General features: G+C 45.1%; 30 protein-coding genes and 1 rRNA gene. 18 read left to right on the top strand and 13 right to left on the bottom strand.

Features of this window, described 5'->3' with window-relative positions; translation table 11 throughout:
* Positions 1-250: 250 nt before the first annotated feature.
* The 4 genes from rrf (at position 251) to JGK07_RS13525 (ending at position 1,420) form a co-directional block, all read left to right on the top strand.
* Positions 251-367 (top strand): 5S ribosomal RNA (gene rrf, locus JGK07_RS13540).
* A gap of 117 nt (positions 368-484) precedes the next feature.
* Entirely contained in the window at positions 485-739 is a 255-nt protein-coding gene (locus JGK07_RS13535; protein WP_293196602.1) for a DUF4258 domain-containing protein, read from the top strand.
* Between the two features lie 11 nt (positions 740-750).
* The gene (locus tag JGK07_RS13530) at positions 751-969 is read left to right on the top strand and encodes a DUF2283 domain-containing protein (RefSeq protein WP_106332875.1); all 219 of its coding nucleotides are present in this window, start codon (positions 751-753) and stop codon (positions 967-969) included.
* A gap of 40 nt (positions 970-1,009) precedes the next feature.
* The gene (locus JGK07_RS13525) at positions 1,010-1,420 is read left to right on the top strand and encodes a transcriptional regulator (protein WP_293290906.1); all 411 of its coding nucleotides are present in this window, start codon (positions 1,010-1,012) and stop codon (positions 1,418-1,420) included.
* 157 nt (positions 1,421-1,577) lie between these two features.
* Here JGK07_RS13525 and JGK07_RS13520 read toward each other — a convergent pair whose 3' ends face one another.
* Entirely contained in the window at positions 1,578-3,989 is a 2,412-nt protein-coding gene (locus JGK07_RS13520; protein ID WP_293241377.1) for a calcium-binding protein, read from the bottom strand.
* A gap of 130 nt (positions 3,990-4,119) precedes the next feature.
* On the opposite strand from JGK07_RS13520, the gene JGK07_RS13515 reads away from it, so the two are divergent.
* Entirely contained in the window at positions 4,120-4,686 is a 567-nt protein-coding gene (locus tag JGK07_RS13515; RefSeq protein ID WP_293204435.1) for a hypothetical protein, read from the top strand.
* Between the two features lie 211 nt (positions 4,687-4,897).
* The gene (gene nadC / locus JGK07_RS13510; protein WP_293241375.1) at positions 4,898-5,761 is read left to right on the top strand and encodes a carboxylating nicotinate-nucleotide diphosphorylase; all 864 of its coding nucleotides are present in this window, start codon (positions 4,898-4,900) and stop codon (positions 5,759-5,761) included.
* A 174-nt stretch (positions 5,762-5,935) separates the two neighbouring features.
* On the opposite strand, the gene JGK07_RS13505 is transcribed toward nadC, so the two are convergent.
* Together JGK07_RS13505 and JGK07_RS13500 are read right to left on the bottom strand one after the other, a co-directional pair.
* Positions 5,936-6,964: a C39 family peptidase gene (locus JGK07_RS13505; RefSeq protein WP_293175352.1), complete on the bottom strand. Its 1,029-nt coding sequence runs from the start codon at positions 6,962-6,964 to the stop codon at positions 5,936-5,938.
* Between the two features lie 243 nt (positions 6,965-7,207).
* Positions 7,208-8,536, bottom strand: coding sequence for a pitrilysin family protein (locus JGK07_RS13500; RefSeq protein WP_293223699.1), 1,329 nt, complete (start codon positions 8,534-8,536; stop codon positions 7,208-7,210).
* 323 nt (positions 8,537-8,859) lie between these two features.
* Here JGK07_RS13500 and JGK07_RS13495 point away from each other — a divergent pair, with 323 nt between their 5' ends.
* From JGK07_RS13495 to JGK07_RS13480, 4 genes are all read left to right on the top strand, one after another.
* Positions 8,860-9,732, top strand: coding sequence for an ABC transporter permease (locus JGK07_RS13495; protein WP_293216830.1), 873 nt, complete (start codon positions 8,860-8,862; stop codon positions 9,730-9,732).
* Positions 9,733-10,032: 300 nt separating this feature from the next.
* Positions 10,033-10,242, top strand: coding sequence for a DUF2997 domain-containing protein (locus JGK07_RS13490; protein WP_194071124.1), 210 nt, complete (start codon positions 10,033-10,035; stop codon positions 10,240-10,242).
* A 40-nt stretch (positions 10,243-10,282) separates the two neighbouring features.
* Positions 10,283-10,669 (top strand): DUF1257 domain-containing protein, encoded by a 387-nt coding sequence (locus JGK07_RS13485; protein ID WP_293175346.1) that lies wholly within the window; start codon positions 10,283-10,285, stop codon positions 10,667-10,669.
* A gap of 494 nt (positions 10,670-11,163) precedes the next feature.
* A complete protein-coding gene (locus JGK07_RS13480) occupies positions 11,164-11,631 on the top strand; it encodes a ferredoxin (RefSeq protein WP_293204444.1) in 468 nt (155 codons plus the stop codon).
* Positions 11,632-11,807: 176 nt separating this feature from the next.
* Here the strand turns inward: JGK07_RS13480 and JGK07_RS13475 are convergent, their stop codons facing one another.
* The 9 genes from JGK07_RS13475 to JGK07_RS13435 all read right to left on the bottom strand — a co-directional run bounded on the left by JGK07_RS13475 (position 11,808) and on the right by JGK07_RS13435 (position 17,639).
* Positions 11,808-12,089 carry a YiaA/YiaB family inner membrane protein gene (locus JGK07_RS13475; protein WP_293149023.1) on the bottom strand — a complete coding sequence of 94 codons (282 nt, stop codon included), beginning with the start codon at positions 12,087-12,089 and terminating at the stop codon, positions 11,808-11,810.
* Positions 12,090-12,323: 234 nt separating this feature from the next.
* Positions 12,324-12,731 (bottom strand): hypothetical protein, encoded by a 408-nt coding sequence (locus JGK07_RS13470; RefSeq protein WP_293175342.1) that lies wholly within the window; start codon positions 12,729-12,731, stop codon positions 12,324-12,326.
* The gene (locus JGK07_RS13465) at positions 12,728-13,450 is read right to left on the bottom strand and encodes a DUF433 domain-containing protein (protein ID WP_293241373.1); all 723 of its coding nucleotides are present in this window, start codon (positions 13,448-13,450) and stop codon (positions 12,728-12,730) included. Before JGK07_RS13465 ends, JGK07_RS13470 begins: the two co-directional genes overlap by 4 nt.
* Before the next feature lie 146 nt (positions 13,451-13,596).
* On the bottom strand, positions 13,597-14,688 hold the full coding sequence (locus JGK07_RS13460) for a hypothetical protein (protein ID WP_293210553.1): 1,092 nt from the start codon (positions 14,686-14,688) through the stop codon (positions 13,597-13,599).
* Between the two features lie 133 nt (positions 14,689-14,821).
* Positions 14,822-15,799: a hypothetical protein gene (locus tag JGK07_RS13455; RefSeq protein ID WP_293189454.1), complete on the bottom strand. Its 978-nt coding sequence runs from the start codon at positions 15,797-15,799 to the stop codon at positions 14,822-14,824.
* 57 nt (positions 15,800-15,856) lie between these two features.
* A complete protein-coding gene (locus tag JGK07_RS13450) occupies positions 15,857-16,225 on the bottom strand; it encodes a hypothetical protein (RefSeq protein ID WP_293175334.1) in 369 nt (122 codons plus the stop codon).
* Positions 16,226-16,286: 61 nt separating this feature from the next.
* Positions 16,287-16,988 (bottom strand): hypothetical protein, encoded by a 702-nt coding sequence (locus tag JGK07_RS13445; protein ID WP_293175332.1) that lies wholly within the window; start codon positions 16,986-16,988, stop codon positions 16,287-16,289.
* Between the two features lie 167 nt (positions 16,989-17,155).
* Complete coding sequence (locus JGK07_RS13440; protein WP_265234661.1) at positions 17,156-17,422, bottom strand: hypothetical protein; 267 nt, start codon at positions 17,420-17,422, stop codon at positions 17,156-17,158.
* Positions 17,376-17,639 (bottom strand): hypothetical protein, encoded by a 264-nt coding sequence (locus JGK07_RS13435; protein WP_293175327.1) that lies wholly within the window; start codon positions 17,637-17,639, stop codon positions 17,376-17,378. The genes JGK07_RS13440 and JGK07_RS13435 overlap by 47 nt, the downstream gene beginning before the upstream one ends.
* A gap of 38 nt (positions 17,640-17,677) precedes the next feature.
* Here JGK07_RS13435 and JGK07_RS13430 point away from each other — a divergent pair, with 38 nt between their 5' ends.
* From JGK07_RS13430 to JGK07_RS13400, 7 genes are all read left to right on the top strand, one after another.
* Positions 17,678-18,001 (top strand): helix-turn-helix transcriptional regulator, encoded by a 324-nt coding sequence (locus JGK07_RS13430; RefSeq protein WP_190739559.1) that lies wholly within the window; start codon positions 17,678-17,680, stop codon positions 17,999-18,001.
* Positions 18,002-18,016: 15 nt separating this feature from the next.
* Positions 18,017-18,706, top strand: a complete 690-nt coding sequence (locus JGK07_RS13425; protein ID WP_293175325.1) for an ImmA/IrrE family metallo-endopeptidase — start codon at positions 18,017-18,019, stop codon at positions 18,704-18,706.
* Positions 18,707-18,786: 80 nt separating this feature from the next.
* Entirely contained in the window at positions 18,787-19,140 is a 354-nt protein-coding gene (locus JGK07_RS13420) for a hypothetical protein (protein WP_293216836.1), read from the top strand.
* On the top strand, positions 19,137-19,586 hold the full coding sequence (locus JGK07_RS13415; protein ID WP_293216839.1) for a nucleic acid-binding protein: 450 nt from the start codon (positions 19,137-19,139) through the stop codon (positions 19,584-19,586). The genes JGK07_RS13420 and JGK07_RS13415 overlap by 4 nt, the downstream gene beginning before the upstream one ends.
* Before the next feature lie 171 nt (positions 19,587-19,757).
* Entirely contained in the window at positions 19,758-20,600 is an 843-nt protein-coding gene (locus JGK07_RS13410; RefSeq protein ID WP_293216842.1) for a YheC/YheD family protein, read from the top strand.
* A gap of 61 nt (positions 20,601-20,661) precedes the next feature.
* Positions 20,662-21,159, top strand: coding sequence for a hypothetical protein (locus tag JGK07_RS13405; RefSeq protein ID WP_293189450.1), 498 nt, complete (start codon positions 20,662-20,664; stop codon positions 21,157-21,159).
* Positions 21,149-21,547, top strand: a complete 399-nt coding sequence (locus JGK07_RS13400; protein ID WP_293175313.1) for a type II toxin-antitoxin system RelE/ParE family toxin — start codon at positions 21,149-21,151, stop codon at positions 21,545-21,547. Before JGK07_RS13405 ends, JGK07_RS13400 begins: the two co-directional genes overlap by 11 nt.
* 22 nt (positions 21,548-21,569) lie before the next feature.
* Here the strand turns inward: JGK07_RS13400 and argS are convergent, their stop codons facing one another.
* A complete protein-coding gene (gene argS / locus JGK07_RS13395) occupies positions 21,570-23,327 on the bottom strand; it encodes an arginine--tRNA ligase (RefSeq protein ID WP_293223695.1) in 1,758 nt (585 codons plus the stop codon).
* 347 nt (positions 23,328-23,674) lie between these two features.
* Here argS and JGK07_RS13390 point away from each other — a divergent pair, with 347 nt between their 5' ends.
* Positions 23,675-24,070, top strand: coding sequence for a hypothetical protein (locus JGK07_RS13390; RefSeq protein WP_293189446.1), 396 nt, complete (start codon positions 23,675-23,677; stop codon positions 24,068-24,070).
* The last annotated feature ends 914 nt before the right edge of the window (positions 24,071-24,984 follow it).

Here is a 24,984-nt window from a genome sequence, read left to right as displayed (position 1 = left end):
CTGTTTGTGGAACAGGCATCTTGCCTGTTGGTGCGGGCGGGCTCTCCGGCCCACCCCACAAGAGAATTTACTGTTTGTGGAACAGGCATCTTGCCTGTTCAGCGATAAAGGTGCAACATCTCAGCAAAAAAAAGTTTAAAAAAGGGGTTGACAAACTTAGGCGAGTTTGGTAACGTAATAAATGTCGAGCGAAAGAGATGCAGCGCATCAAGTTTAACGCAGACACAGGATTCAAAGTTTTCAAAGCTTTCCTGGTGCTTATGATGTAATGGAACCACTCCGATCCATCCCGAACTCGGTTGTTAAACGTTGCTATGGCGAAGATACTCGGCGGGTCACTGCCCGGTAAAATAGCTCGGTGCCAGGTTAATAATAAATTAAAGCTCTTTTCCCACAACAACGGAAAGGAGCTTTAGTTTTTTGGGGAAGTTGTTACTCATTGTGAATCAGCAATTTAAACTTTTAATTTATTGGGCAATAAAAAGTGAAACCTATTAGATTAACTAATCATGCTCAGGAACAAGCGATTGAAAGAGGTACAAATGAATCAGAAATTATTGATACCATTATGACGGGTAATCGACAACCTGCTAAAAATGGTAGGTACAAATATCAAGCTACTTTTCAGTATAATAATGATTGGCAGGATAAGTTCTACTCTCTCAAGAAAGTAGTACCGATTGTTGCTGAGACTGATACTGAGTTAGTCGTTATCACAGTATATACTTTTTATTTTTGAGGTGAAAATTTATGAAGATTAGTTATGATTCCGAAATTGACGCTCTCTATATTAGACTTGTAGAAGGTAAGCATCAGTGTCGCACTTTACAGTTAACTGACGAAATTGCTTTAAATATTGGGGAAAATGAGTTATTGGTAGGGATAGAAGTTTTAGATGCTACACAGGTTTTAGGTAGTGGAAATGTACCTAATGTGGTGCTAGAAAATATAGCTTTTACTGTAGCTTAAACAGGGAAAGCGATCGCTACCTGTGCAAATCTAAGTAAGGATGAGTGGAAAAATGATCCGTACTTTTGATGCAAAATCTTATACAGATTTAGTGGTTCGGTATCAACCAAAACCGATCGCCAATGAAGCAGAAAACGAGGCTGCGATCGCTCTCGCTTGCGAACTGGAACACGGCCCTATGCGATCGCAGGAGGAAGAGCTATTTCTGGAGCTTTTGATAACGCTGATTGAAAAATTTGAGGCTGAAAATTATCCAATTCCCGCAGGAAATGGTGGTTCAATGTTGCAACATTTAATGGATGCGAGAGATTTGGACAAATCTGATTTGATTCCTGTTTTGGGAACGGAAACTGAGGTTGAGAAAGTTTTTGTTAGTGAAAGGGCGATCGAAATAGATGAAGCCCGGAAATTAGCTGATTTTTTCCACGTGGATATTAGTTTTTTTCTTTAATTGCGATCGCACTTATCGGTTGGGGAGGGCGGGTTTATTAAGATTATCGGTGGGTGGCAAGAGCGATCGGCGAACCCGCCCCTTGTATCTACCAATAGCCATCGCACCAAATAATTTCTGTAGGGGCGGTGCCCCCGTGCCCGCCCAACCATATCCATTATCGCCGTGTCAAGCCCTCTACCGAACTAAGCGTATAGACATTAGGCAAAATGTTATTTACACCGTTTGGTGCTGCCAAAAGATCGAATGATTGTTGACGATAATTAACAGTATCAAATAGTTGCCCTCGCCCTACAGTCCCAATCGTAACGTCTAAGAAATTATTCGGGCTTGCTTTACCCGGTCCTCCTAGCTCTGTACCGATATTTGTCAAAGTGAAATTAAACTCTCCTTGACCTTTTTTATCTTCTGGAATTAGAAAGGTGGGATTTGAAATACCTCTTCGACCACTACCCGAAATCTCTATATTGGTGCTGTTGTTGTTTGGATTCACGTATTTAACATTCAGGTTAGCAGTCCCCTGATAAGGGATAGCAGAAGGTTTTACCTCTATTTTTAAGAAGGGAGTGGATGGTGTTGGCTGAGGTGTTACAGGAGTGGTCGCAGGTTCATCGCAGAAATCTAGTCCAAGACTCTTTCTGAGCGTCTTCATTCCATCCCCTTTGCTAAATCCGACTGTATTGGCAACCTTGTCGTAAAGCTTGGAAGTGAAGTTATAAGCAATATCTTTTGCTGCACCCCCCACTTGCCCAAACAAATCGTCAGCAGCTATCTTACCATATGTCTTAACTACATTAGCCGCCAGTTCGCTTCTTTCTGTAACAAAATTGATTGCCTTTCTCGTTACTTTCAATGCACCAGCTTGGAGAGGACGCACAGCATTACCGAGTGCACTACCTTTAGCCAATAGTTTACCGAAAGGAATTAAACCAAAGGCTTTCTCGGCTATATCTCCATCATTACCATTGAGAACAAGGCAAACAGTATCGAACACTTTGACACCAGCAGCGGCTATTTCCAAAGCACCACCTACTGTTGCTCCTATCAGTGCGCTCGTCCCTAATGTCACTGGAGCCGCCACAGTTCCAACTCCTACGGCGAGAAGACCTCCTAGAGCAAGGTTATCGGAGACATTATTCTTGTCTGAAAGCTCACAAAGTCCCTTAAAGAGTTCGCAGGGGGTTATTGGTGTTGGTGCGACTGGGGTAGTCGGCGTGGTTGGTATTGAGGGGTCACTTGGGCCAACTACGGTAGCAATCGTCTCCTCACTACCAGCCCCATTTTTTCGCTTGGCAACGATTGAACCGTCATCTTGCCGATCGAAAATTGATTTGCTGGTCGAACCTTGAACCTGAGCCTCCATCCGCTTACCATCAGCACTCATGTTAAGGGTGTGAGCGGGCATACTGCTTTGAGGGCCTGGTTGGTAGCGTAACTCACGGGCGCTGATTTCATCACTCGATCGCTTAATATTGACAACATATTGACTGCCATCGCTGCCGTTCAAAATGAAATCATAGGTATTCGGCCCGGTACTACGGACAACTGGTGCTTCATAGGTGACAGTCTCTTCTGGGAGAGCGGGATTAGCATCCAGATTAACGAAGCGACCGCGTAAATCGTCAGGTGCCACCCCCTGAACAACTCCCAATACTGAATTGGTGCCAGCAACACGGATAATCGTACTCGATCGATTGTTGGCGACCGTTGGTTGGAGAACTAAATCTGCCTCGGTGAGATCGAGATCGATACCAATGAAATCTTCGCTTTTATTAAAGTCTGTCAGAATATCTGCCTCGCTCACGACAGATGTACCAGTATTAGAACGCAGCACGAATGTATCGTTTCCAGAGCCACCTGTTAGTGTATCAATACCAAAATCGCCGATGAGCAGATCGTTACCAGCCTCACCGTTGAGAAGGTCATTCCCAAGACCGCCACGCAAAATATCGTTACCTTCATCGCCAAACAGCGTGTCTTCCCCCTGATTGCCATTGAGAGCATCTATGCCCGCTCCACCGCGCAATACGTCGTTGCCCTCGCTACCGCTAATAACGTCATCGCCCTCGTCACCCGCGATCGTATCCGCACCGGCACCGCCGGAGAGCAAATCGTCACCAGCACGACCGGAAATGAAGTCGTTTCCTGCGTTACCACTCAAAAAATCTTCTGCGAGAGAGCCTTCTAGTGTATCGTTACCCCCCAGACCGAGGATACCCTGAATATACTGACGTGACTGATCGGGTGTCGCTTTAAACAGGTCGCCACTCTCAGATAAGCGAAAAGCCCGACCATCGGTGATTTGAGAACTCGATCGCCCGATATCCCCATCAGCACTACTGGAAATAAAATCCTTTCCCGTGTTACCATTCAACAAGTCTGGCGCGATCGAACTTTCTAGCCTATCGTTGCTTCCCAAGCTAAAGATATTCTGGATATTCTGAGAATTTGATAGCGTCTTTTGAGTCGCAGCTTTTTTCGATCCACAGCCGCAATCTGCTCCATCGTTGGTGCTGCTACCGTTCAATAGGTCATCGTTCTTGTCCAGCAAAGCTAAATTGTCAGGCATATCGTGTTGCTTAGTGTTAGTGATTTAAGAAATTTACCTCACCTGTCTCATCTATGTCTTGACCAAAAAAGCCCAAAAAAAACTGAAAAAGCCCGAAGTTTCCCCAACTTTATATTTCTTCACTTAACCCATGCAACCCAACGATGATCGCCCGTTGCAAGCCGTCCCTGACGATAACGAATTGCTGAAATTGGTCGATCGTCTAATATTTGAAAAAACAGGCAAACATCTCAACACGCTACAACAGCTAGTGTTGCAGGGAATGTATGATGGCAAAACCTACGAAACGATCGCCCGCGACACCCGCTACACCACAAAATACGTCCGAGAAGTCGGCTACAAGCTACTCAAAACTCTCTCCGCAGTGATGGATGAAGAGATGCAAAAAGGCAATCTCAAAGCTGCGATCGATCGCAGAAATATCAGCAATACCTCAAATTTTGGTAGAGATTATATTCATCAATACGTCGAATACGTCCACACCCTCAACCTCAAACCCTGTGCTTTTTCGCCTAACAACTCCGACAACGATCGCCCCACTGAATCCAGATTTAAAACTCAGATCGAACGGCTAGAAATTGATGTCGCTGATGTTGTTTGTAAATTGCACAGTCAAGGTATCGAACCATCTCAAATCGCTCAGTTGCTTGGTTTGCCGGATGCGGTAATCGACAAAATATTGCGTGAATTATCATAAATAAGGGCGATCGCCCAAAATCCCACTCACACCATCATCATCTTGCAACTTGCCGAAAACTACCCGATCGACTATTCTTCCTAATAGATATCATCCCAAATCCCTTGTACCTCTTAGTCCGCGAAGGCGGACTTCGTTTGTGTAGACGCGGTTTCAACCGCCGGGTGATTTTTGCCCCGCAACTAAACTCGATATAACAACCGACAAAAACATGACAGCAATATTGCCACCTTGGATAGTTTTAGACTCCCTACTGCACAACTGGCTGCTAGAAGATATCGGTAGGGGCGATCGCACAACATCGGCCTTATTCCCCGCAGCCAGCATCCAGGGTACTGCTAAATGGATTGTCAAAGAAGCTGGAGTCATAGCCGGATTGCCGATCGCACATCGCACATTTAAACTTTTAGACAGCAGCCTCAGTTTCATCCCCCAAGTACCCGAAGGGAAACTGTGCGAAAAAGGAGAAGTAATCGCCGAGATTTCCGGCAATTTCGATGCGCTGCTAACGGGAGAAAGAGTAGCATTAAACTTGGCAATGCGTTTGAGCGGCATCGCTACTTTAACTCGGAAATATGTTGACAAAATTGCCGATTTACCCGTGCAATTGGTGGATACCCGCAAGACAACACCAGGATTGAGATTGCTCGAAAAATACGCGACTCAAATCGGTGGCGCTTGCAATCACCGGATGGGATTAGATGACGCGGTGATGATTAAAGACAATCACATTGCGGCGGCTGGGGGAATTGCCGAGGCGATCGCCCTAATTCGCAATTCTATCCCCTATCCGCTGACAATCGAAGTTGAAACGGAAACTCTGGCTGAGGTAGAGACAGCATTGCAGCACAAGGCGGATATCATCATGTTGGATAATATGTCCTTCGATTTGATGCGGCAGGCCGTGGCAATAATTCGCGAAAAGAGCGATCACGTAAAAATTGAAGCTTCGGGGAATGTTACTTTAGAAACTATTAGGAGTGTGGCGGAAACGGGAGTTGATTATATTTCAACTAGCGCTCCGATTACGCGATCGACTTGGCTGGATTTGAGCATGAAAATTAATAGTCATTAGTCATTGGTCATTAGTCATTGGTCATTAGACATCTTCAACAAATAATATCAAATCCGGCAGCATCGGAATTATGTAGTGCGAGCGTCTCGCTCGCGACATATCTCGCGAGCGAGACGCTCGCACTACATAATAATGACTAATGACTAATGACTAATGACTAATGACTCTTAACAACTACTTCGAGATAAAATGCACCCAAAAATTCCCATCAGCCATACAAACGCTGCGGATTAAGCGATAGGAATAGTGCAAGTAAGAACCGCTGACTGTTGTGTCATAACCCGTGGGGAACCATTCACCATAGGGATCGTGAACGAAGAATCCTTCGCTGTCGTAGCCTGTGGCAACTATAATGTGACCGAAAGATGTGAAGTATCCGTGGATGACAGCGGGATTTCCGCTGGCGAGCCAATCTTGAACGTCATCAATCGTTGCATTCTCGGTAAAGTAATCTTGAGCGCCGTAATCTCTAACAATTTTGGCTAAATCTCTCGGTTCCCAGCGACTGTAACCTTTGTCGATCGCATATTGGTAGAGTTCATCTTCATATTGTCCGGTTTTTTGGCGCCGGGGCACTCTCAAAAAGTCCAAACACATCGCGATGGAAGTAACATTGCAAGAACCTGTAGGATTGTACAAGTTATCCATTTGCGATCGATAAGGAATGCCCAGTCTGACAGTCGGCGGATTCGGTTTGGGATACAGCAAAACGCCGTCTAGAGTAACTTGAGCGTGTCCTCCGTAAACATACCAAATCCCTGAACCTTTGAAAGACTCGTTGCGGAGAGCAACTCTAATATGGCCGCGAATCGGAGCAAAAGCCAGCAGTTCAAACTCTTTTCCCGCTGGGATTACTTGTTTTTCCGCTTCCTGAAGTTGAGAAGACGCCAGCGGTTTTGATTTAAAAATTGTGTCTTTGAGGATTTTCAGGATGGGGCGAGGTTTGGGAATGTCCCCCGGTTTGGTTTCGATCAGCTTTTGGGCTGTGATTGCTCCCAAAAAACCCGGTTCGCCGCACTTCATCAGGGTTTGAAATCGGTGGAGGGCTGCGGTAGAAAGAGGGCCAAAGATGCCGTCTACTGGAGGTTTCAGTAAACCTAGGTCAATGAGGCGACTTTGAATTTGGCGGCTCAGTTCGTCGTCCGCAGCGATCGCCCTAGAATCATACCTAATTTTTGACTTGAGAAAGTTTTGTAATTTCATGATTCCCTGCGCGCTTCAATGATTCCAAGTTTATCCTCTCAGAAATTTACGGCAATTTTACCGATCGTCCGCACCTTAAAAACTTTGTATTCATGATTCGATACAAATCTTTAAGGCGACAGCCGATCGGACTTGACGGAGTATTCTCTAATTAAACATGACGGTGATTTAACTTTTTGGTGCCGTTGCAAGTCTCCCTAGCTTAGCCATGAAACGATCGCGCTGTTTAGCAAAAAGTCGATTTTATGCTTCGCTGGGGCGAATTACCACCACACCCATCGCGTCGGGAGACAGATATTTGACGGCGGCTTCCCGGATATCCTCCGCAGTTTGAGCTTGGATGCAGGCTGCGTAGTTGAGGGCGGGAGCGATATCTCCTACCATCGACTGATAGTAACCGTACAAACTTGCTCGATCGCTCGGAGTTTCGTTACCGAAGATAAACCGATTTGCTACTTGGGTGCGGATGCGGGAAATTTCGGCATCTGTCACCAGTTCGGTTTGTAGAGTGCGGATGTGTCCGACGATGGCTGCTTCCACTTCTTCTATATTTTCTGTCGCTAGTTGAGCAGAAATCGAGAATACACCGCCGAGTCGCTGAGTCATGTTGCTGACTGAAATTGACGAGACTAGCCCTCTGTCTTCGCGCAAATCCTTAACCAAGCGAGTTGTGCGCCCGTGGCCCAAGACTGTCGCCAAAACGTCGAGGGCATAGGTTTCAGACATTTCCACGAAACCTGGCACCCGCCACATGACAATCAGTCGGGCTTGCTGAAGTGCTGAGTCTACAAATTCGCGGCGGACTGTTTCGGTAAATGGCGATTCTTGGCCGTAGTTGAGAATTTCGGATTCTGGGTGAAAGCTGCTGACGGCGGGCAGATTTATGGTGCTGTTTTGTGCTGTGCTTTTGGCGGCAAAACTTTCTGCGACAATTTCAATTAGTCGATCGACCGGCAAATTACCTACTGCGACTGCTGTCATCGCCCCTGGCTGGTATCTGGTGCTGTGGAAATCCCGCATTTGTTGGGCGGTAAGATTTTCGATGACGGAAGTCGGGCCGAGTACGGGTCGTTTGTAGGGCAGGACTTCAAAGGCTAATTGCATCGATCGCTGATAGGTGCGGCGGCGCGGATTGTCTTCCGATCGTCTAATTTCTTCCAATACTACCAGCCGTTCGCGATCGAAGGCGTCGTCGGGAATGCTGGCGTTGAGCAAGACATCGACTTGGAGGGGAGCTAGTTCGGCAAAATCTTTAGGAGCTGTAGTGATGTAATAGTTCGTGTAATCTTGGCTGGTAGCTGCATTGGTGACAGCGCCGCGTTGTTCGATCGCCCGCTCAAATTCTCCGCTAGGAATGCTGGGAGTTCCCTTAAAAATCATATGTTCTAAAAAGTGCGCCATGCCGTTGATTTCGTCGGATTCAACGGCTGAGCCTAGATTCATCCACACGCTGAGGTTCACCGCATCAACCGGCAAGTGTTCCGCTATAACTGTGAGGCCGTTGGGGAAATGGCGCACTGTTGGGGCGTTGAGGGGCGATTTGGAGGAGGCTTTGAGTAGGGTTGATGTCATGCGCTTTTAAATTGATCTTGTTCTCTATATCTTAAAGGGCCTTTTACGAAGGGATCGGGCATTTGGCATCTGCCATTGGCTATAAAAACTGCGATCGTTCTGGTTTTTCACTCTTGGACGCACCAAATGGCTAAAAACCCGGTTTCTTCCTAGATACCTCGTTACCAAACCGAATATTCTGCGAGAAACCGGGTTTTTTCCTCACTCCTAGGCGGAAGTCCTGTTAAGATTTCTGCGATGGCTGCTCCGTCGTTGCCGATCGCGATCGTTAATTTATTTTAATAATTTGTGCAAAGTCCTCAGTTTTTTGGTGACAGCACTCAATGGACAATCGAAAATTGCATAAAAATTTAATATTTTCACAGCCTGCTTGGCAGCGATTTGGGCGATCGACCTCTGGGAAAATCGGCTTAATTTTGACTGTAGCGCTGATTGTTGTGGCAGTGTTAGCCCCCCTAATTTACCCTTATAATGCTGCGGTCGATCGCGATTATTTATCCCGATTAGTGGCTCCTAGCGTCAAACATTGGTTCGGAACCGACAGTTTGGGGCGAGATTTGCTGGTGCGGGTATGGCACGGATTGGGGATATCTTTGATTGTCAGCCTGGTTTCTGTGGGTGCGGGATTATTTGTGGGCTCTCTGTTGGGGCTCTTCGCCGGATATTTTCGCGGATGGGCTGAAGTGGCGATCGGGATTTTGGCGGATATTTTGCTAGCTTTCCCTTCGATCTTACTGGCGATCGCCATTGTTACCGTCACCGGGCCCAGCTTGCAAAGCGTAATTATCGCCGTCAGCGTCGTCCAAATTCCGATTTACATCCGCCTCACACGCAGCATGGTGCTATCCCTGCGAGAACAAGAATTTGTGTTAGCTGTCAAGGCCTTAGGCGCCAGCGACTTGCGGATTATTTTTCGCCACATTTTGCCGGGAAGTCTCGCCCCGCTTGTTGTACAAGCAACTCTTTCCACAGGTACAGCGACGCTAGAAGCTGCTGGTTTGGGTTTTCTCGGTTTGGGCGCGCAGCCGCCAGCCCCAGAGTTGGGGACGATGCTTTCCGATGCTTTCAAAGGCGGATACGCTCTTTCGTCTCCTTGGACGATTTTGTTTCCCGGTTTGTTGATTACCTTGACAGTTCTGGGTTTCAACCTTTTAGGCGACGGGCTGCGAGACGTTTTAGACCCCAGGGGGAATTAAAGGGGAGAGTCGGACAGTGGGAGAATTTATACTTTTGGCTTCAAAATCTAAAATCTAAAATCTAAAATCTAAAATCAACTTGACTGGTGTCACAATGTACGCGAAACTTTACATACAACTGATGTATTGCTTCTACCTATTAATAACTTCTGTTAAGTTGTGACTCAAAACCTATCAATTAGTCAAAATTGATATAGCGGTTTGTCAGTCCGCCAACTCTTAAGAAGCGACCTCAGGAGGCATCGTCCCCGGCTTGCTGGTGTCGGTGTCATTATTGTTCCTATTCAGTCAGCCCGGATTATGGAAACACTAGAATTTGTCATTTATCCAGATGGCCGCGTACAGGAAACAGTCACCGGCATTGTCGGTGCTTCCTGCGCTGAGGTAACGGCAGCAATTGAAGCCCAGCTCGGTGTGGTGCTTCATCAAGAGTCAACATCTGAATATTTCGCGCAAGTGCTGCATCAGTCAGCCGAAGCGACGGCCCAAGTGGCTTTTAGCGATTGGTAATCTTTTTTGTTCAGTTCACTTAAATTTTTTTGGAACCACCATGTCACACTTTAGCCAAATTAAAACCCAGATCCGCAATTTGAATTCTTTGGAAGCTGCTTTAACTGACTTGGGTATCGACTGGAAGTCTGGCCCCACTGAGGTGCGCGGCTATCGCGGCCTCACCAGCACTGCTGAGGTGGTGATTGAGCAAAAAAACGGCTATGACTTAGGTTTTAGCTGGAACGGGACTGAGTATGAATTGGTGGCGGATTTGCAATTTTGGCAGCAAGCTTGGTCTGTCGATCGTTTTCTGAATAAGGTGACTCAGCGCTACGCTTACCATACTGTGGTGAATGAAAGCGCTAAGCAGGGTTTCCAAGTTTCTGAGCAAAAGCAAAATCAAGACGGTTCGATCCGCTTGGTGGTTCAGCGCTGGTGCGCTTAAGGGTTGTTTGAGATTTTTACAATTCAAGTCTCATCTCAAGTCCGCCCGTGCGGACTTATTTATTATCAGAAAATTGGGTTGAAAACCCTGTCCTTGTAGCACGGCTTTTTGCCATTTTTAAGTAAAATAAAAAATCCATCTTCACCGAATAGCGGGGGTTTGAAGCCCCTGCCTTTAGGCAGATTGTGATAAGAACGGAGTTTAAATCTCCGTTCTTATCACTTCGCTGTCAACTGTCAACTGTCAACTGTCAACTGTCAACTGTTTAAAAATGAATATGGTAGGATAAACAAATCAGACAAGATTTAAAAACCTACCCCCGGACTGGGGGAAAGTCTACGCCCAAAACATTTTTGAGGAGATATGACTACGCACTTGAGAGTGCAAACGTAGTCAGCCTGGGAACCCACGCTTGCGCGGGATATTTTGACAGAAATGTCTTAAGAATCCCCGTACCTTTAGGTCGGGGAGTGTCAATATTGTGAGGGATCTAAATGTCTGAGCTTTCTGGACTCGGAATAGATACAGCAGGCGATCGCACTGGTTTAGAACCGGAGTTGGGCGGATTTTTGCGGGATGCGCCCGATCGCACTGGTTTAGAACCGGAGTTGGGCGGATTTTTGCGCCAAAAAGGCGTCTATGTTGACGAGATTACCTGCATCGGCTGCAAGCATTGCGCCCATGTTGCTCGCAATACTTTCTACATTGAGCCGGATTACGGGCGATCGCGCGTAGTCCGACAAGACGGAGATTCCGAAGAGTTGATTGCTGAGGCGATCGACACTTGTCCGGTAAATTGCATTCACTGGGTTGACTACACCGAACTCAAGAACCTCGAAGAAGAGCGTAAGGATCAGGTGATTCCCGTAGTTGGTTTTCCCGTGGATATGGCTACAGTTCAGGCGGGTGTTCGCCAGCGCCAGAAGGCTAAGGGCGATCGTAACTCCAAACACAACCATTGAAACCCACAATCAAAATCCACAGCTTGAAACCTGTAGCGACAAAAACAAAGCCCGCCTGCGCGGGCATTTTTTATACAAAATATAACTTTCTCCGACTCTTAGTCCGCGGAGGCGGACTTCGTTTGTATAGCAGCGGTTTCAACCGCCGAGTCAACCCCCAAGTTATGAACAACAGATTATTTCAAAGGATGGTGATCCGCGAGAATTTTCTCAACTCTAGCCTCATCAATTCTCGCAGTCAATCTAGTTGCCTCATTGTTATCCCGAATCGTTTTTGCTAAAGTAAAAGACGAACCAACCGAAAAAGTTAAACCCATACCCACGAAACTTTTTACCCAGATATCTACGGGCAGATAAATGACACCTATAGCCGTAGTGGAAATAGCTAGAATAAAGGAAACCCAGCACTGTAAAATCCAAGCATTAGTATCTCTTTGACGTACAATTTGTTGCTGCATAATGCCTCTATCTAAAATATATCTTTTGGTTCATTAACTTTAAGAATAGAGAGTATAAATGAAGCGATCGGGAGAGATAGGGACAGTTTGGATAAGTGCACAGGGCGATCGATATTTTTAGTAAAAATGCGATCGCTGTAGATAGGGTTTAAGGCTCTCTAAAGACTTGGTGGGAGTAGACAGTTAGGAAACTGCACTAAGGGAGATTGATTTGGGATGATTTACTCACTGGTTTTAGAGCATTCTCAAAAGTTCTTTTCGGTTCTTGCAGGGCTTTACCAAACCCGACTGGTACACCTTAGCGATGAAAGGTGATTGATTCCCACGAATAAATCGTTGCATATTTTCCAAGGCATTTACAAAAGCTTGTGCCACTACAACTCCAGAAACATCGCCACCCACAAATGCAAACAGCCGTACATTACCTTGAGCCACAGCCAATAACTCCAAAGGACGACTAGCAATTTTCTTGTCCTTTGTAAGTACAACCCAATTGCTTTCTCCAACTATCCTCAGCCAATCCTCATCCTTGACATCTTGCTTAAAATGATCGTCATGAATTTCTACTGTCGCCCCCGCATTTCGTAATGAATCTGCCAGTTTTTTTCCTAAACATCTGTCAATAAAAAATATCTCATTCATGCTACTAGCGGAAGTTCGCAGCGAATACCTTCCTCTATTTGGAGGCGCGAGCAATTGTAGTCCTCGGCAAGTTCGTCTATGGAATCACCCGCCTTGTAACGTTCTGCCAGCATAGCTGTAGGAATGCCAGTTCCAGCTAAAACAGGGCGGCCAAAGGAGATTGTGGGGTCAATCATCACTGTTTTAGGTTCGTCGGAACCTGGTAGCTTCGTGAAAGGGAAGAGTTTGATAGGTAATCCAGCTTCATCTCGTACAATGCGATCGAAATAAGTGTCTAGAATCTGCCTCGCTTCCTGCTTCCTGTCCGATGTTGCAAGCTTCTGTCCGCATTTCTCAAACAAAAGAGCAATTCCCTCGACTTGAAACTCAATTCGAGGGTATAAGTGAGGATTAGAAAAATTACGGTTGACGCATTTGAGAGCCGTACTAAGTTCCTGGCGGGAGAAGCCTGTAGCCTTAACAATAGCAATCAACACATGAGCCTCTACCAAATTGGTGAAAGAAAGTAGTCTAGTTTTGGACTGGGGCAGCAGTTCAAGATTATTGTGTTGAGGTAACTCAATCAACGGCTCAAAGAAGTGCTTGTCCGTTTTTGTTTGCGAGTACCAGCCAACAACCCAATGTCGCAACATATCTCTCCGCAGCCTGAGATATTGTGCTGCTTGAGGGATAGAATATATCGGAATATCCCGCAGTTCAAAGTTGTTAGTATCAGCCATAGCAGTTGTCCTAATTCTAAATACTTATATTTTTGCACAGTTCGCGGGCGATCGCAAAAATCTCTCCCGACCATACCCAGATACCCGACTTCTTCAAGAAACCGGGTATCTAAAGCAACCTATTTAGCTGCTGACAGCGCTGCGGATTACTTATTTTTCTGCTGAGTCTTGGCTTGTTCGATCGCAATTTCCCTCACAGCTTGGAAAGAACTCAAATTCGACGAACCCTCAATCGCCTTCACCGCCAAATCTTGAACCTGTTTCAAAGCAGAATCAAGCTGTTTCGACAAACTCGCAATCCGCGATTCCTGATTTTGAATTGTCTGCAACATTCCTTGAATTTGCAATTCATAATTTTGCTTTTGTCCCTCGATATCCTTAGCCGACAAATCAGCCTTAACCTTAGCTTGATAATTGCCAATATTGCGACCATTATCTTTCCCATTCTTGATATTAGCTTCCAGTTCCTTCGGGAAAGCTTCCACCTTAGCCTTAACTTCAGCAGACAATTTTTCCCGTTCCGAAATAGATTTTTCCCGTTCCGCCCACTGTTTCTCCTGTTCCTGACGAAACTCTTCAATTTCTTGATACAGTCTTTTCTGACGCTGTTCGTATCCTTCGATATCCAAATCTCGCTGAAGATTCAGATCGTAATCATACAACTCTTCATCCCGATCGCAATTTTTTTGCTGATTCTCATTGCGTTCTGTAACAGCCAACTTTTGCAACTCCTGCTCTTTTTCCCAAGCTAGACGCTGTTCCAGCAATTCCTGTTCAACAGTATCGCGCTGTTCGGTGAGTTCGTTAGTAAAAGTTTTCGCACTTTCTTCGTACTGCTGAATCAAATTATCCAGCGTATCTTCCGCAACATCTTCTAAACTGTGCAACTCTTGCAGTTGTTGAATTTCGTCGCCCACTGTGCGCCGCAATTCTTCCAGTTTAGCAGCTTCCGAAGTTAATTTTTCCGACAACTCGCTGACAGCGCCACCAAAGCCAAATTGTAGCAAGATTAAATTATCAATTGTGGACTGCATTTTTTGTTGAGATTGAGTTAAAGCCATTGGTTTTTGTGCCTCCACAATAGGTTTTTCTGGTGCTGCTGCTGCTGCTGCTGGTTGTTTTGGAGAAGCATTTAGCTGTTTAATTTGCAATTCTAACGCAGCTTTTTCTTGCGCGGCTTCCTTGTACGCTTCTAAGATTTCAGCCTTAGTGCTTTTGTCCGTAAGTTTTTTGTTCATGGCTTTTCATTTGTTAATATTTGGGAATTTGTTTCGTAGTAAGGACTTCAGTCCTCAAGTGTTGAGAAAATAATGAATAAAGTCCTCACTGCGAACCGGGGAAAGGACTAAAAGCCTCACTACCAACCGGATTTTAAGCTTTGCTCGCAAAAGCTTTCATTGCCAAATCTTGTGCTTGCTTCATCGTAGCTTGCAGTTGTGCAGAAATTTCGGCGATTTGTTCAGTTTGGCGCTGCATTGTCTGCTGTAAAGATTGTACTTTCAACTCATATCCCTGCTTGCTTCCTTCCCATTCTTTATCCGCTAAATCTGCCTTGACTTTAGCTTCGCGGGAAACTTCTTGAATTGCTTCTTCTTTAGCTTTGATGTAAGCCTGTTTGAGTTCTTCTTCAAATCCCGCAGCTTTGGTCTGATTCTTTTCAAACTCCGCTTGATTGTCGCTGAGGACTTTTTCTCTTTCTGCCCAGTTTTTATCTTTTTCGCGGGTAGACTCTTGCAATTCCCGTTCTAGTTTGCGCTTCGTTTCTTCGTATTCGTCGGTTTCAATTTTGCGATCGCGCTGCAATTCGTATTGATAATCTGCCGCTTCCTGCTGGCGCTGTTTAGTTGTGAATGCAGTTTTTTCGGAAACTGCGGTGTCAAATTCTTGCTGTTCTTTCCCCCAAGTCTTGCGTTTTTGGGTCGTGTCTTTTTCGATAATTTCACGTTGGTTCGCAGCATTTTGTTCGAGTACAGTCAATTTTTCTTGATGCTCTTGAGTTAAAATGTGGAGGGCATCTGCTACAACTCGAATTTGCTGCAACTCCTGTAATTGTTGAGCTTCAATGTCGATCGCCTTTTTTAACTCATCTAATTTTGAAGATTCCGCCTTCAGTTTTTCGGAAAGTCCGCTGGTGATGCTACCGAAATCTAATTGTAAGTCGGCCAAGCCTTTGACAATGCTGTCAATTGTGTAGGTAGAGGCGACTTCGAGGAGTTGTTTGTTTTTAGCTTTTTCGGCTGATTGTTCTTTCGTTTCGACTTTAGATTCAATTTTTTTCTTTTCAGCTAAAATCTGCTGAAAATTTTGCAAAATTTTGGCTTTGCTATCTTTAACATTTGCTAGTGTCATAATGCTTGTTGCTCCTGATTCAAACTTTTCGAGACCTTGTTACTAAGACGTGTTGAACTATCCTAAGTTCCGGAGTTGGCTGAGAATAGATCGATATTTTTTGGCTGCATTTGGTGGGAAGTTTGGATGATTGCTCTCAAGAGATTTGAGAATTTTTTTACAGCGAGCGCACCGATTGGCTTGCCAGCACTCGCAATCGTCAACTATACTTACAAGTGTGTCTTTAAGCAGTTGATTTTCTGAGAGCAAAGCTTGGTAATTTCGCCGGATAGATTCGGCAACTACACTCATGTGCTGGAAGTCTTCGGTGAGACTTTCGATGTCGTTAATTGTATCTGCCCGAATTTGGTCGAGTAGCTCGCAATTTTCTCGCAAACGGCTTTCTTGCAGGTTTGGTTTGGTTTTAATTTTCGTTAATTTCTTCATTTTACTTTTCGCTGTCACAGTTACGGAAAAGGCGCGATTAAATCGCGCCTTTTCCACAAAATTAGAACAAGTCAGCAGTTGCTCTGTCTTCCGCTGATGGCAGCGACATATTACCGTTGGAATTCAAAGCAATAGCATCGCTTTCACCGTTGGCGTGAGCGGCCATCAAGGATGCAACTTGTGCTGCTGGTAGGTTATCTAAACAAATCATAGCCCTGGTTCCTTCCAAGTCAATCATCCGCGATTGATTGCTCAGATCGGATAAAACTGCTGCTGCTTGATCGATAACTCCCCAGTCTTTTCGCTCCATCCACGACCATTTTAAACTGTAGTAATTAATCGGTTTTACTACTCCGCTGTCGTCGGGTTTTTGACCGGAATGTTTGACAAATTCGGGGATAAAAATTCCGGTTGCTGGCTCTACGCCGCGCGATTGAACTGATGCGACTAAACGGTTAAAATCGTTCAAGCTGCGGTTTTTGATGTAGGTCACCATCACAACTCCTTGGGGCAGTTCGCCTGTTTCTGCGACGAACCAAAGTTGACCCCAAAGTGTGTGGGAAGTTTGACCGAGGGAACCGAAGAATTTGGCAAATTTGAGGATGGTGATCGAACACTTGGAACCGTAGTCTGTGTCGCCGATCGCCCATTGGCCGCTTTGGCAGTTGTTGCGAACTGCGATCGGGATTTCTGGTACTAGCAAAGCATTGCTCGGTTTGGCTCCAAATACTGAAAATGTAGGTCTTTCTTTTGTAGTAGTCATTGTTCGTTTTTCCTTGGTTATTTATTTGCTGGTAATTGGTAATGGGTAATTGGTAATGGGGAATTGGTAATTGGTAATTGGTAATTGGTAATTGGTAATTGGTAATTGGCTAATTCTCCCACTCTCCCCCTCTCCCCCTCTCCCACTCTCCCCCTCTCCCCTTCCGATTACCGAATAAGATGTGTTGTCGCTTTTGGTTCTGGATATGTGTATTCAAGCATCGCCTCTTGTTGAGCTTGAATAATTCGCAGCGCGGTGAGCAAATGCTCTAACGTTTCTAAGTGCGCTGGGGTGAAGTGGATGCTGAAGCCTTCGCCATCCCGTGCGTAGCCCGGACAAACCAGTGAGGCCGAGCTTTGTTCTTCGTGGGTGGCGATGTATAGCCAGTCATCGTCTTCGAGCTTGTAATGCGTGTCTGTCCAGGTTCTCAGCATTTGCTATCTGTTCCTCCTTAATTTGCTGCGTACAAGCGTTTTGACGCCCAGCGCCGATCGCTCCTCTAAAGTTAATGGTGCTATATCTAGTGTTTTGTCTGGGATATTTTGCACCCTCAACCATACCTGTGCGGTTAAGTTGGTTGATTAAACCGTCAACTAAACCTATGGTAGCCTGTGTTGATTTTCCCGTCAAGTATTTTGTTGAACTTTTCATCAAAACAGGCTAGAATGCCTGTCAGGAGGCGAAAAACCGTGGAACAAACATTTGGAAGACTGATCCGTCAAGCTCGCAAGGACAAAGCTTACTCACAACGTGAGCTAGCGGGTATGTTAAGTGTGGATTTTACTTATTTGTCGAAGCTGGAGAACGATCGCGCCGATTATGCGCCAAAAGAGGAGGTAATCCGAGCATTAGCGCGGAATCTCGATATCAACGAAGAGGAATTGATTTTTCTGGCGGGGAGACTGCCTCAGCAGTACGAAGCGCTGCTGAAGCAGAATCCGAAGGAAATGCAGGCTCTTTTCCGGCGGATGCAAGAAAATCCAGATTGGCTCAAACAATCTTTTGAAGCGTAACAGAGGCCTATCACAGTGAGTATTTTTAAACCGTATTGCTTCTATCCCAAAGAATCGATCGAGCGTTTGGCTTCGGACATCCTGATGCAGATGCAGAAAACGCAAAATTTTGCTCCGAAATGGCCTTTTGAAGCGACAACGGTGGCTGATTTCCTGGATTTGGGCGTAGTCTGGGACTGCATTGAGCCCGATGAGGAAGGTGCGATCGCCGCCAGGATTTTACCCCAGCAGCGGTTAATCGAAATCAACGAATTGATTCTCGAAAAACCGCCGGGGTTCATCGAATCGACGATCGCCCACGAAATCGGCCACTGGGTGCTGCACGTCAATCAAGACGAAGCAGACGGAACTGTGAAACAGTTGGAACTCAACCTGGGCGATACAGAAAAAACCGCCCAGGATGTCGAGGAACCGTTTGTGTGTCGGGGCGCGGGTGCGGATAATAAGGTTTTGTCGATCGAATGGCAAGCCCAATATTTTGCAAGTTGCTTGTTAATGCCTCGATGTATTTTGGAAGATAAAAGACAGGGACGGGATTTAACAAAGTGGTCGCATTTATACAAAATGAGAGATGAATTGGGAGTGAGCATTTCCAATTTGACCAACCGCTTGCAAGAGTTTGGTTGGATTTACATTCCCAAGGGAACCCGCGAGATTTATGCCGGGAAAGAGGCAGCAAACGGTCAGCAGCGGTTGTTTGGGTAGAATTTGATTGAATTTGAGATTTGAGAAGTGCGATCGATTCTCAAATCTTTAAAATTATTTTCACACAATGAGGTGGCAAAATGGAAACCAAACGAGTAGCAGACTTGACAGTTGAAGAACTGCAATCAATAATTCTCGAAACTAAACGAGTAGCAGACTTGACTGTTGGAGAATTGCGATCGATAATTGCGGAAGTTGTCGATATGCGCTTAAGCCAATGGATAAATCCTTTTAATAGCAATACCTTGCCCCTAGTTCCGCTAAGGACGAAGGAAGAACAAATGCAGAGGAATTTAGCAGCAGTAGAGTGGTTACAAAAGTGGCGAGAGGAAGGAGACACCGAGGAACAAACAGAAACGTTTGAATATTTGCAAAAAGTATTAGATGAAGATCGACTTTCGTCTAATAGACCGCTATTTACGCAACAAGCATGATAGTTTTATTGGATTCTGGCCCTCTAGGAATATTAACGAATCCCAAAGGGCCTCCCGTGACGGTAGAGTGCCAACTTTGGGTAGAATCTTTGCTATTAAAAGGCTACAGGATGATTTTACCTGAAATAGCAGATTACGAAGTGCGACGCGAGTTATTGCGAGCAAATAAGCTGGCAGGTATCAGACGACTTAATGAATGCAAATTAAACTGGCTGGAATATTTGCCGATAACAACGCCAGTAATTCTCAAAGCGGCTGAGTTGTGGGCGACATCGCGCCAAGCAGGAATGCCAACAGCAGACCCCAAAGAACTTGATGGAGATGTGATTTTAGCGGCTCAAGCTTTGCTGCTTCGTGGAGGTGGAGAAACGGTTGTAATTGCTACAACAAATGTCGGGCATTTGTCGCGATTTGTGGATGCTCGCGAGTGGACAAATATTCAGTAATTCTCCTTGCTTCCTGTTGTGGTACAGTATTAATGAAAAAAATCATGAATTACACATGGTGGCTAGAAACCGGGTTTCTACGATTTTTACGTTGAGTGACGAAAAATAATCGAAGAAACCCGGTTTCTGGAGCGGCGCGCGCAAGTTATAAACAAATATACTGTGCAAATTATGCAGACAAATATCAGTCTGGTTCTCGAAGCTTGTCAAGAGTTAAATATCAGTTATGAAATCCTCGCGCCCAACCAAAACTTAGTGAGAATCAACCTGAACGGTGAAGATTATTACTTTGTCAATTTCAGTATGCCGTTTAACAACGAGCAAATTGTACACATATTTAAAGACAAAGAATATACCTATCACTTACTGAAAGGCAAGATTAACACTCCTCAAACTCTAGGATTTCTCTCGCCTTTTTGCGAGGAAAAGTATCACAAATATTTAGAGTTTAAAGATTGTGCAGAAATTGCAGCCGAAGTGAGTAAAACATTTTCTCTACCCGTGATTGTGAAAAGAAATCGCGGTTCGGCTGGAAACAATGTATTGCTTTGTGAAACGAAGGAGCAAGTTCAAGCCGCGATTGAAATTGTATTTAATGTCAATAGCAAAGATTATGACTATGTTTGTCTAGCTCAAGAGTACATTGATATCCGACACGAATATCGGGCGGTTTTTTTCAATCACAAGCTGGTTTTGCTGTATGAAAAAGATAAATCAGACGCTAAATTTGCGGGGAATTTAAGCCCGCTGCACTGGGAGGGTGCAAAAGCTAAGCATATTACCGACTCAGAGATTATTTCGGAAATTGAAAATTTTGTTCGCCCTGTTTTTGAAGAGATTCGGATTAATTATGGTGGGTTTGATATTGCGCTAGATACAAATGGGAAATATTGGTTAATTGAAATTAATTCAAGTCCTAATTTTGAGATTTTTGTGAGAGATAATCATCGCCGGATTGCTGTAAAGATGTTTAAAGATATGTTGGAGAGCTTGACTATTAATCAAAAGCCGTAAATGTTCGATTTTAGAGATGCGCTACAATTAACTAAATCCAACAATTACACAAGAAAACATAATGACAGGACAAGTATTAGAAGTAGAGGGTACGTGGGAAGAGATTGTAGCCCTATCCGAAAAATTTGCTGGACGCAGAGTTCGCATCATCCTTCTTGCTAACGAAGACGAAGAAGCACTCCCATCTCCAGAAGAGAGCTTTCGGCAAGCATGGCTGGAAATAAAGACCGGAAAAACTAGACCTGTATCGGAACTGTGGGAAGGTATTGATGCAGCGATCGAGATGATGGAGTCTCTGCCAGAAAATTTACAGCAGCAAGTAGCAGAATACTTGAAAGAGTATATCGCAGACTTAAAAGATGAGCTTCAATGGGAAGAATCTTTCAAAAAAACACAACCGCAACTTGTGGCGGCTGCCAAACGCGCAAAACAAGAAATTGCTCTTGCTAAGGAACCGCTGAAGTCAGCAGAAGAGTGTTTTCGCCAAGGATGGTACGAAGCAATGACAGGGCAGACTATACCGCTTTCTGAACTGTGGGATGGAATTGATGCAGAATAATCCTCCTTTAAGGCAGATTATACCCACGCGAGAATTCCAACGCGACTTACGCGCTCTTTCTAAAAAGTACCGCCATATCCGATCGGATGTTCAGCCAATTATTGAAAAACTGCAAGCTGGAGAGTTGCTGGGAGTTCCGATACCTGGGATTGGTTACGAAATATTTAAGGTGCGTGTTAAAAACAGCGATGTTCAAAAAGGAAAAAGCGGTGGATATAGATTCATTTACTACCTTCAAACAATGACGATCGTTATCTTGATTGCCATTTATTCAAAATCAGAACAATCAGATATTGCCGCCGATCGAGTTTTAGCAATTATCAGCGAATTTAACGAGTTGATTGAAGACGCAGGAGAAACGACAGAAGAAATACAAGATAAGGACTAAAGTCCTCACTACAAACCTTAGATTACATCCTCTCCAACACTTGAATCCCTAACAATCCTAATCCTAACTTCAAAGTCCGTGCCGTCAAATCGCACAAAATTAACCGCGAAGTCCGTAACGGTTCCTCCGCTTTCAACACCGGACATTGCTCAAAGAATTGATTGAACTTTTGACTTAATTCAAACAAATACTGACAGATTCGATTCGGCAACAAATCGCCGCCAACAGCATTTACAACTTCATTCAACTGCAATAAATGCTTGGCTAAAACTAACTCCGCATCCGACTCCAAAATTACTTTTGCACTAGCATCTAAGTTGTCAAAATTAATCTCACCTTTGCGACGAATTCCCTGCACGCGCACGTAAGCATACAGCATATAAGGTGCGGTGTTTCCTTGCAATGCGAGCATTTTGTCGTAACTAAATACATAGTTGCTCGCCCGGTTTTGACTTAAATCGGCGTACTTAACGGCGCTCAAACCAACTACGTGAGATACGTTGGCTATAAACTCTTCTGTTTCTTGTCTTTCTTCTGCTGCTAATCTTTTTTCCAAATCTGCGCGGGTTCGCACGATCGCCTCATCGAGCAAATCTTGCAACCGCACTGCATCCCCAGAACGAGTTTTTAATCTTTTGCCATCTTCTCCGCATACCAAACCGAAGGGAATGTGGACAATCTCGACATCTTCGGGAATCCAATTGGCTTTTCTGGCGACTGCAAATACTTGGGCGAAATGGTTGGATTGTCCGGAATCTGTGACGTAAATTATGCGCTTTGCCTTGTCGTTTTGAATGCGGTAGCGGATGGCAGCTAAGTCTGTTGTGGCGTAGTTGTAGCCGCCGTCGGTTTTTTGGACGATTAGCGGTAATGGTTCGCCTTCTTTGTTGGTGAATCCGTCTACAAATACGCATTTGGCGCCGTCACTTTCTACTAGCAAACCGAGATTGGTTAAATCTTCGACTACTCCGGGCAATAATGGATTGTAAAATGATTCGCCGCGTTCGGTTAATTTGATGTCGAGCAAATCGTAGATTACTTGGAATTCGCGGCGGGATTGATCGCACAGCAGTTTCCAGGCGCGTCTGGTGTCTTCGGCGCCGGCTTGCAGTTTTACGACTTCTTGTCTCGCGGTTTCTTTGAAGATTTCGTCTGCGTCGAAGCGCTGTTTTGCTTGGCGGTAAAATGCAACTAAATCGCCTAAGTCTAGGGCGTCAGCAGTTGTTAAAGCTTCGGGGTGAACTTCGCGCAAATAGGCGATTAGCATTCCGAATTGGGTGCCCCAGTCGCCGATGTGGTTGATTCTGATTACGTCGTGGCCTTGAAATTCGAGGGTGCGGGCGATCGCATCTCCGATGATTGTCGATCGCAAATGGCCGACGTGCATTTCTTTGGCGATATTCGGGCTCGAAAAGTCGATCGCGATTCTCTGAGGCGTTTGAGTCGGTGAAATCCCCAAACGGGTGTCGGCGGCGATCGCGCTTATCTGCGCTTCCAAATAAGCCGGTTTCAGCTTCAAATTGATAAAACCCGGGCCGGCGATTTCTGGAGTTTCGCAGATGTCGGCAATATCTAGGTTTTCGACGATTGTAGAGGCGATCGCCCGCGGTGGCTTGCCTAACTTTTTGCCCAAACTCATCGCCGCGTTGCACTGAAAATCCCCAAACTTGGGATTATTCGCAGGCGCTAGCATCAGATCCGTATCGGCATAACTCTCGCCGAATGCGGAGGTGAAGGCTTTTTCAAATCTTGTTTTTAACTGTTGGGCGATCGAGTTCATCTTTTATATTTTGATTGGATACTTATTTTAAACTCTAGATTAAGCACTTTGTGTCAATAATAATCTTACAACTCAGGCAATTTCCCTCTCCCCCTCTTTCCCTCTCCCCCTCTTTCCCGATTCCCAATAAAATTTTGTGTGCTTAGGTTTGAGCTGCTGGTGCAGTCGAAATCACTGACCGCATTAACACATAGTACATTTTATCACAGTTGCGATCGCTACACAAATCCAAAAAGATCACATCTAGTCAACGATCGCGATCGCTAGATAATTTATTTAAATCAGTTACATTAACGTATGTTAATATTTTTTTAATGCTCCCCAAAATTCTACGGAAGGAAGTAGTTATGTTATCTCAACCTGTTTTTGGCGATCGTTCTCTGACCCAAGCCTTTTATCAAGCTGTAATCGATCGCTTCGATGACCCTCTGAGTCTTTCGACTCAAGCACTATTACGAGAGTGTACCCTCGGTTTCGCCCCTTGTCCCGAAGGAGTCAAAACCTTTTTCATTATCGCGCCGAGTCTGGATGCAGCCGAGCAACTAATTGGCAAAATGGACAACATTTTAGAGCGAGTTGCCGAACTCATGGCTGGAGTCGGACAAGTTGCCCTGTGCATCGTTCCCCCCGGCAGCGAGGCCGAGGAACAAGTAGATCTGCAAAACTTAGAAAAAGTTCCCCCCGATTGTCTCGCTTGCAAATTCTTTACAATTATGTGTGCTGATGCTGCGAGCGATCGGTAAAATTGACACTTAGCAACCAGCAACTTGCTGTGTTGCGCCGAACCTGTGCCAGTACCGGCGCGGGAGACATTGCCTACTTAGTAACAATCCCTGGAATCATCAGGGCAAAGCGTGCAGGTAATTCGATCGAAAGCAAGGTTGCACTCGCTATCAAAGATTGTTCAACAAGCAGGCACAATTAACATACCTTCATGCCCGCTTATCAGTCGATCTGATTTTTACCTGCCGGCTCAAGCAGCCGTGCATCTACTTTTTAGCTCCCCAATCAAAGCCGCCAAAAAGCCGCACTAACTTTCCTCGGTGTCTCGCTTCAAAAGATAGCAAACAGTTGACAGTTGACAGTTGACAGTTGACAGTTGACAGTTGTTAGCTGTTAGTTAGTTGGTAGGGGCGGTGGATGGTGCAGGCCCGCCGTCTTAGTCATCAGTCATCAGGAAGAAGGAAGTTCATCCGAACTTGCAATGTACGGAATGTAACGGATTTAAAAGTCAAGGAAGAGAGAAGAAGGCTTGCTTCGGCTACGCGATCGCGTCAAAAGAAGGAAGAGGTTCGAGGGCAGAAGATATACACAGCAAGCTTTTTAACAAGAGATATTTTAGGTTGAATTAGGTGCATTTACTGCTCGTTGCAAAAGAGAGTTTTGCTTGACATTCATTAAGTTTGCAGCGAGCAGAAATATTGGAAAAAATAGATAGTTAGTAGTTAGTAGGGTGCATCATCCGTAGGGGCGAAGCATGACCGCAGAAAATATGGGATGATAACTAATAATTTATATGCGGTCATGCTTCGCCCTCTTCAAAAGTGAGATGCACCCCATCAGTCCCAAGTTTTGACACAATTTAAACACAGAGAAACTGACGCAGTTTACCAAGAAGAATGGGTTTAAAGCCTCCTCCTTAAGCAGGGGGAAATAA

This window comes from Microcoleus sp. PH2017_24_DOB_U_A, from assembly GCF_020738205.1.
Lineage (GTDB): Bacteria > Cyanobacteriota > Cyanobacteriia > Cyanobacteriales > Microcoleaceae > Microcoleus.
This window is presented reverse-complemented; position numbering and strand designations above follow the sequence as displayed.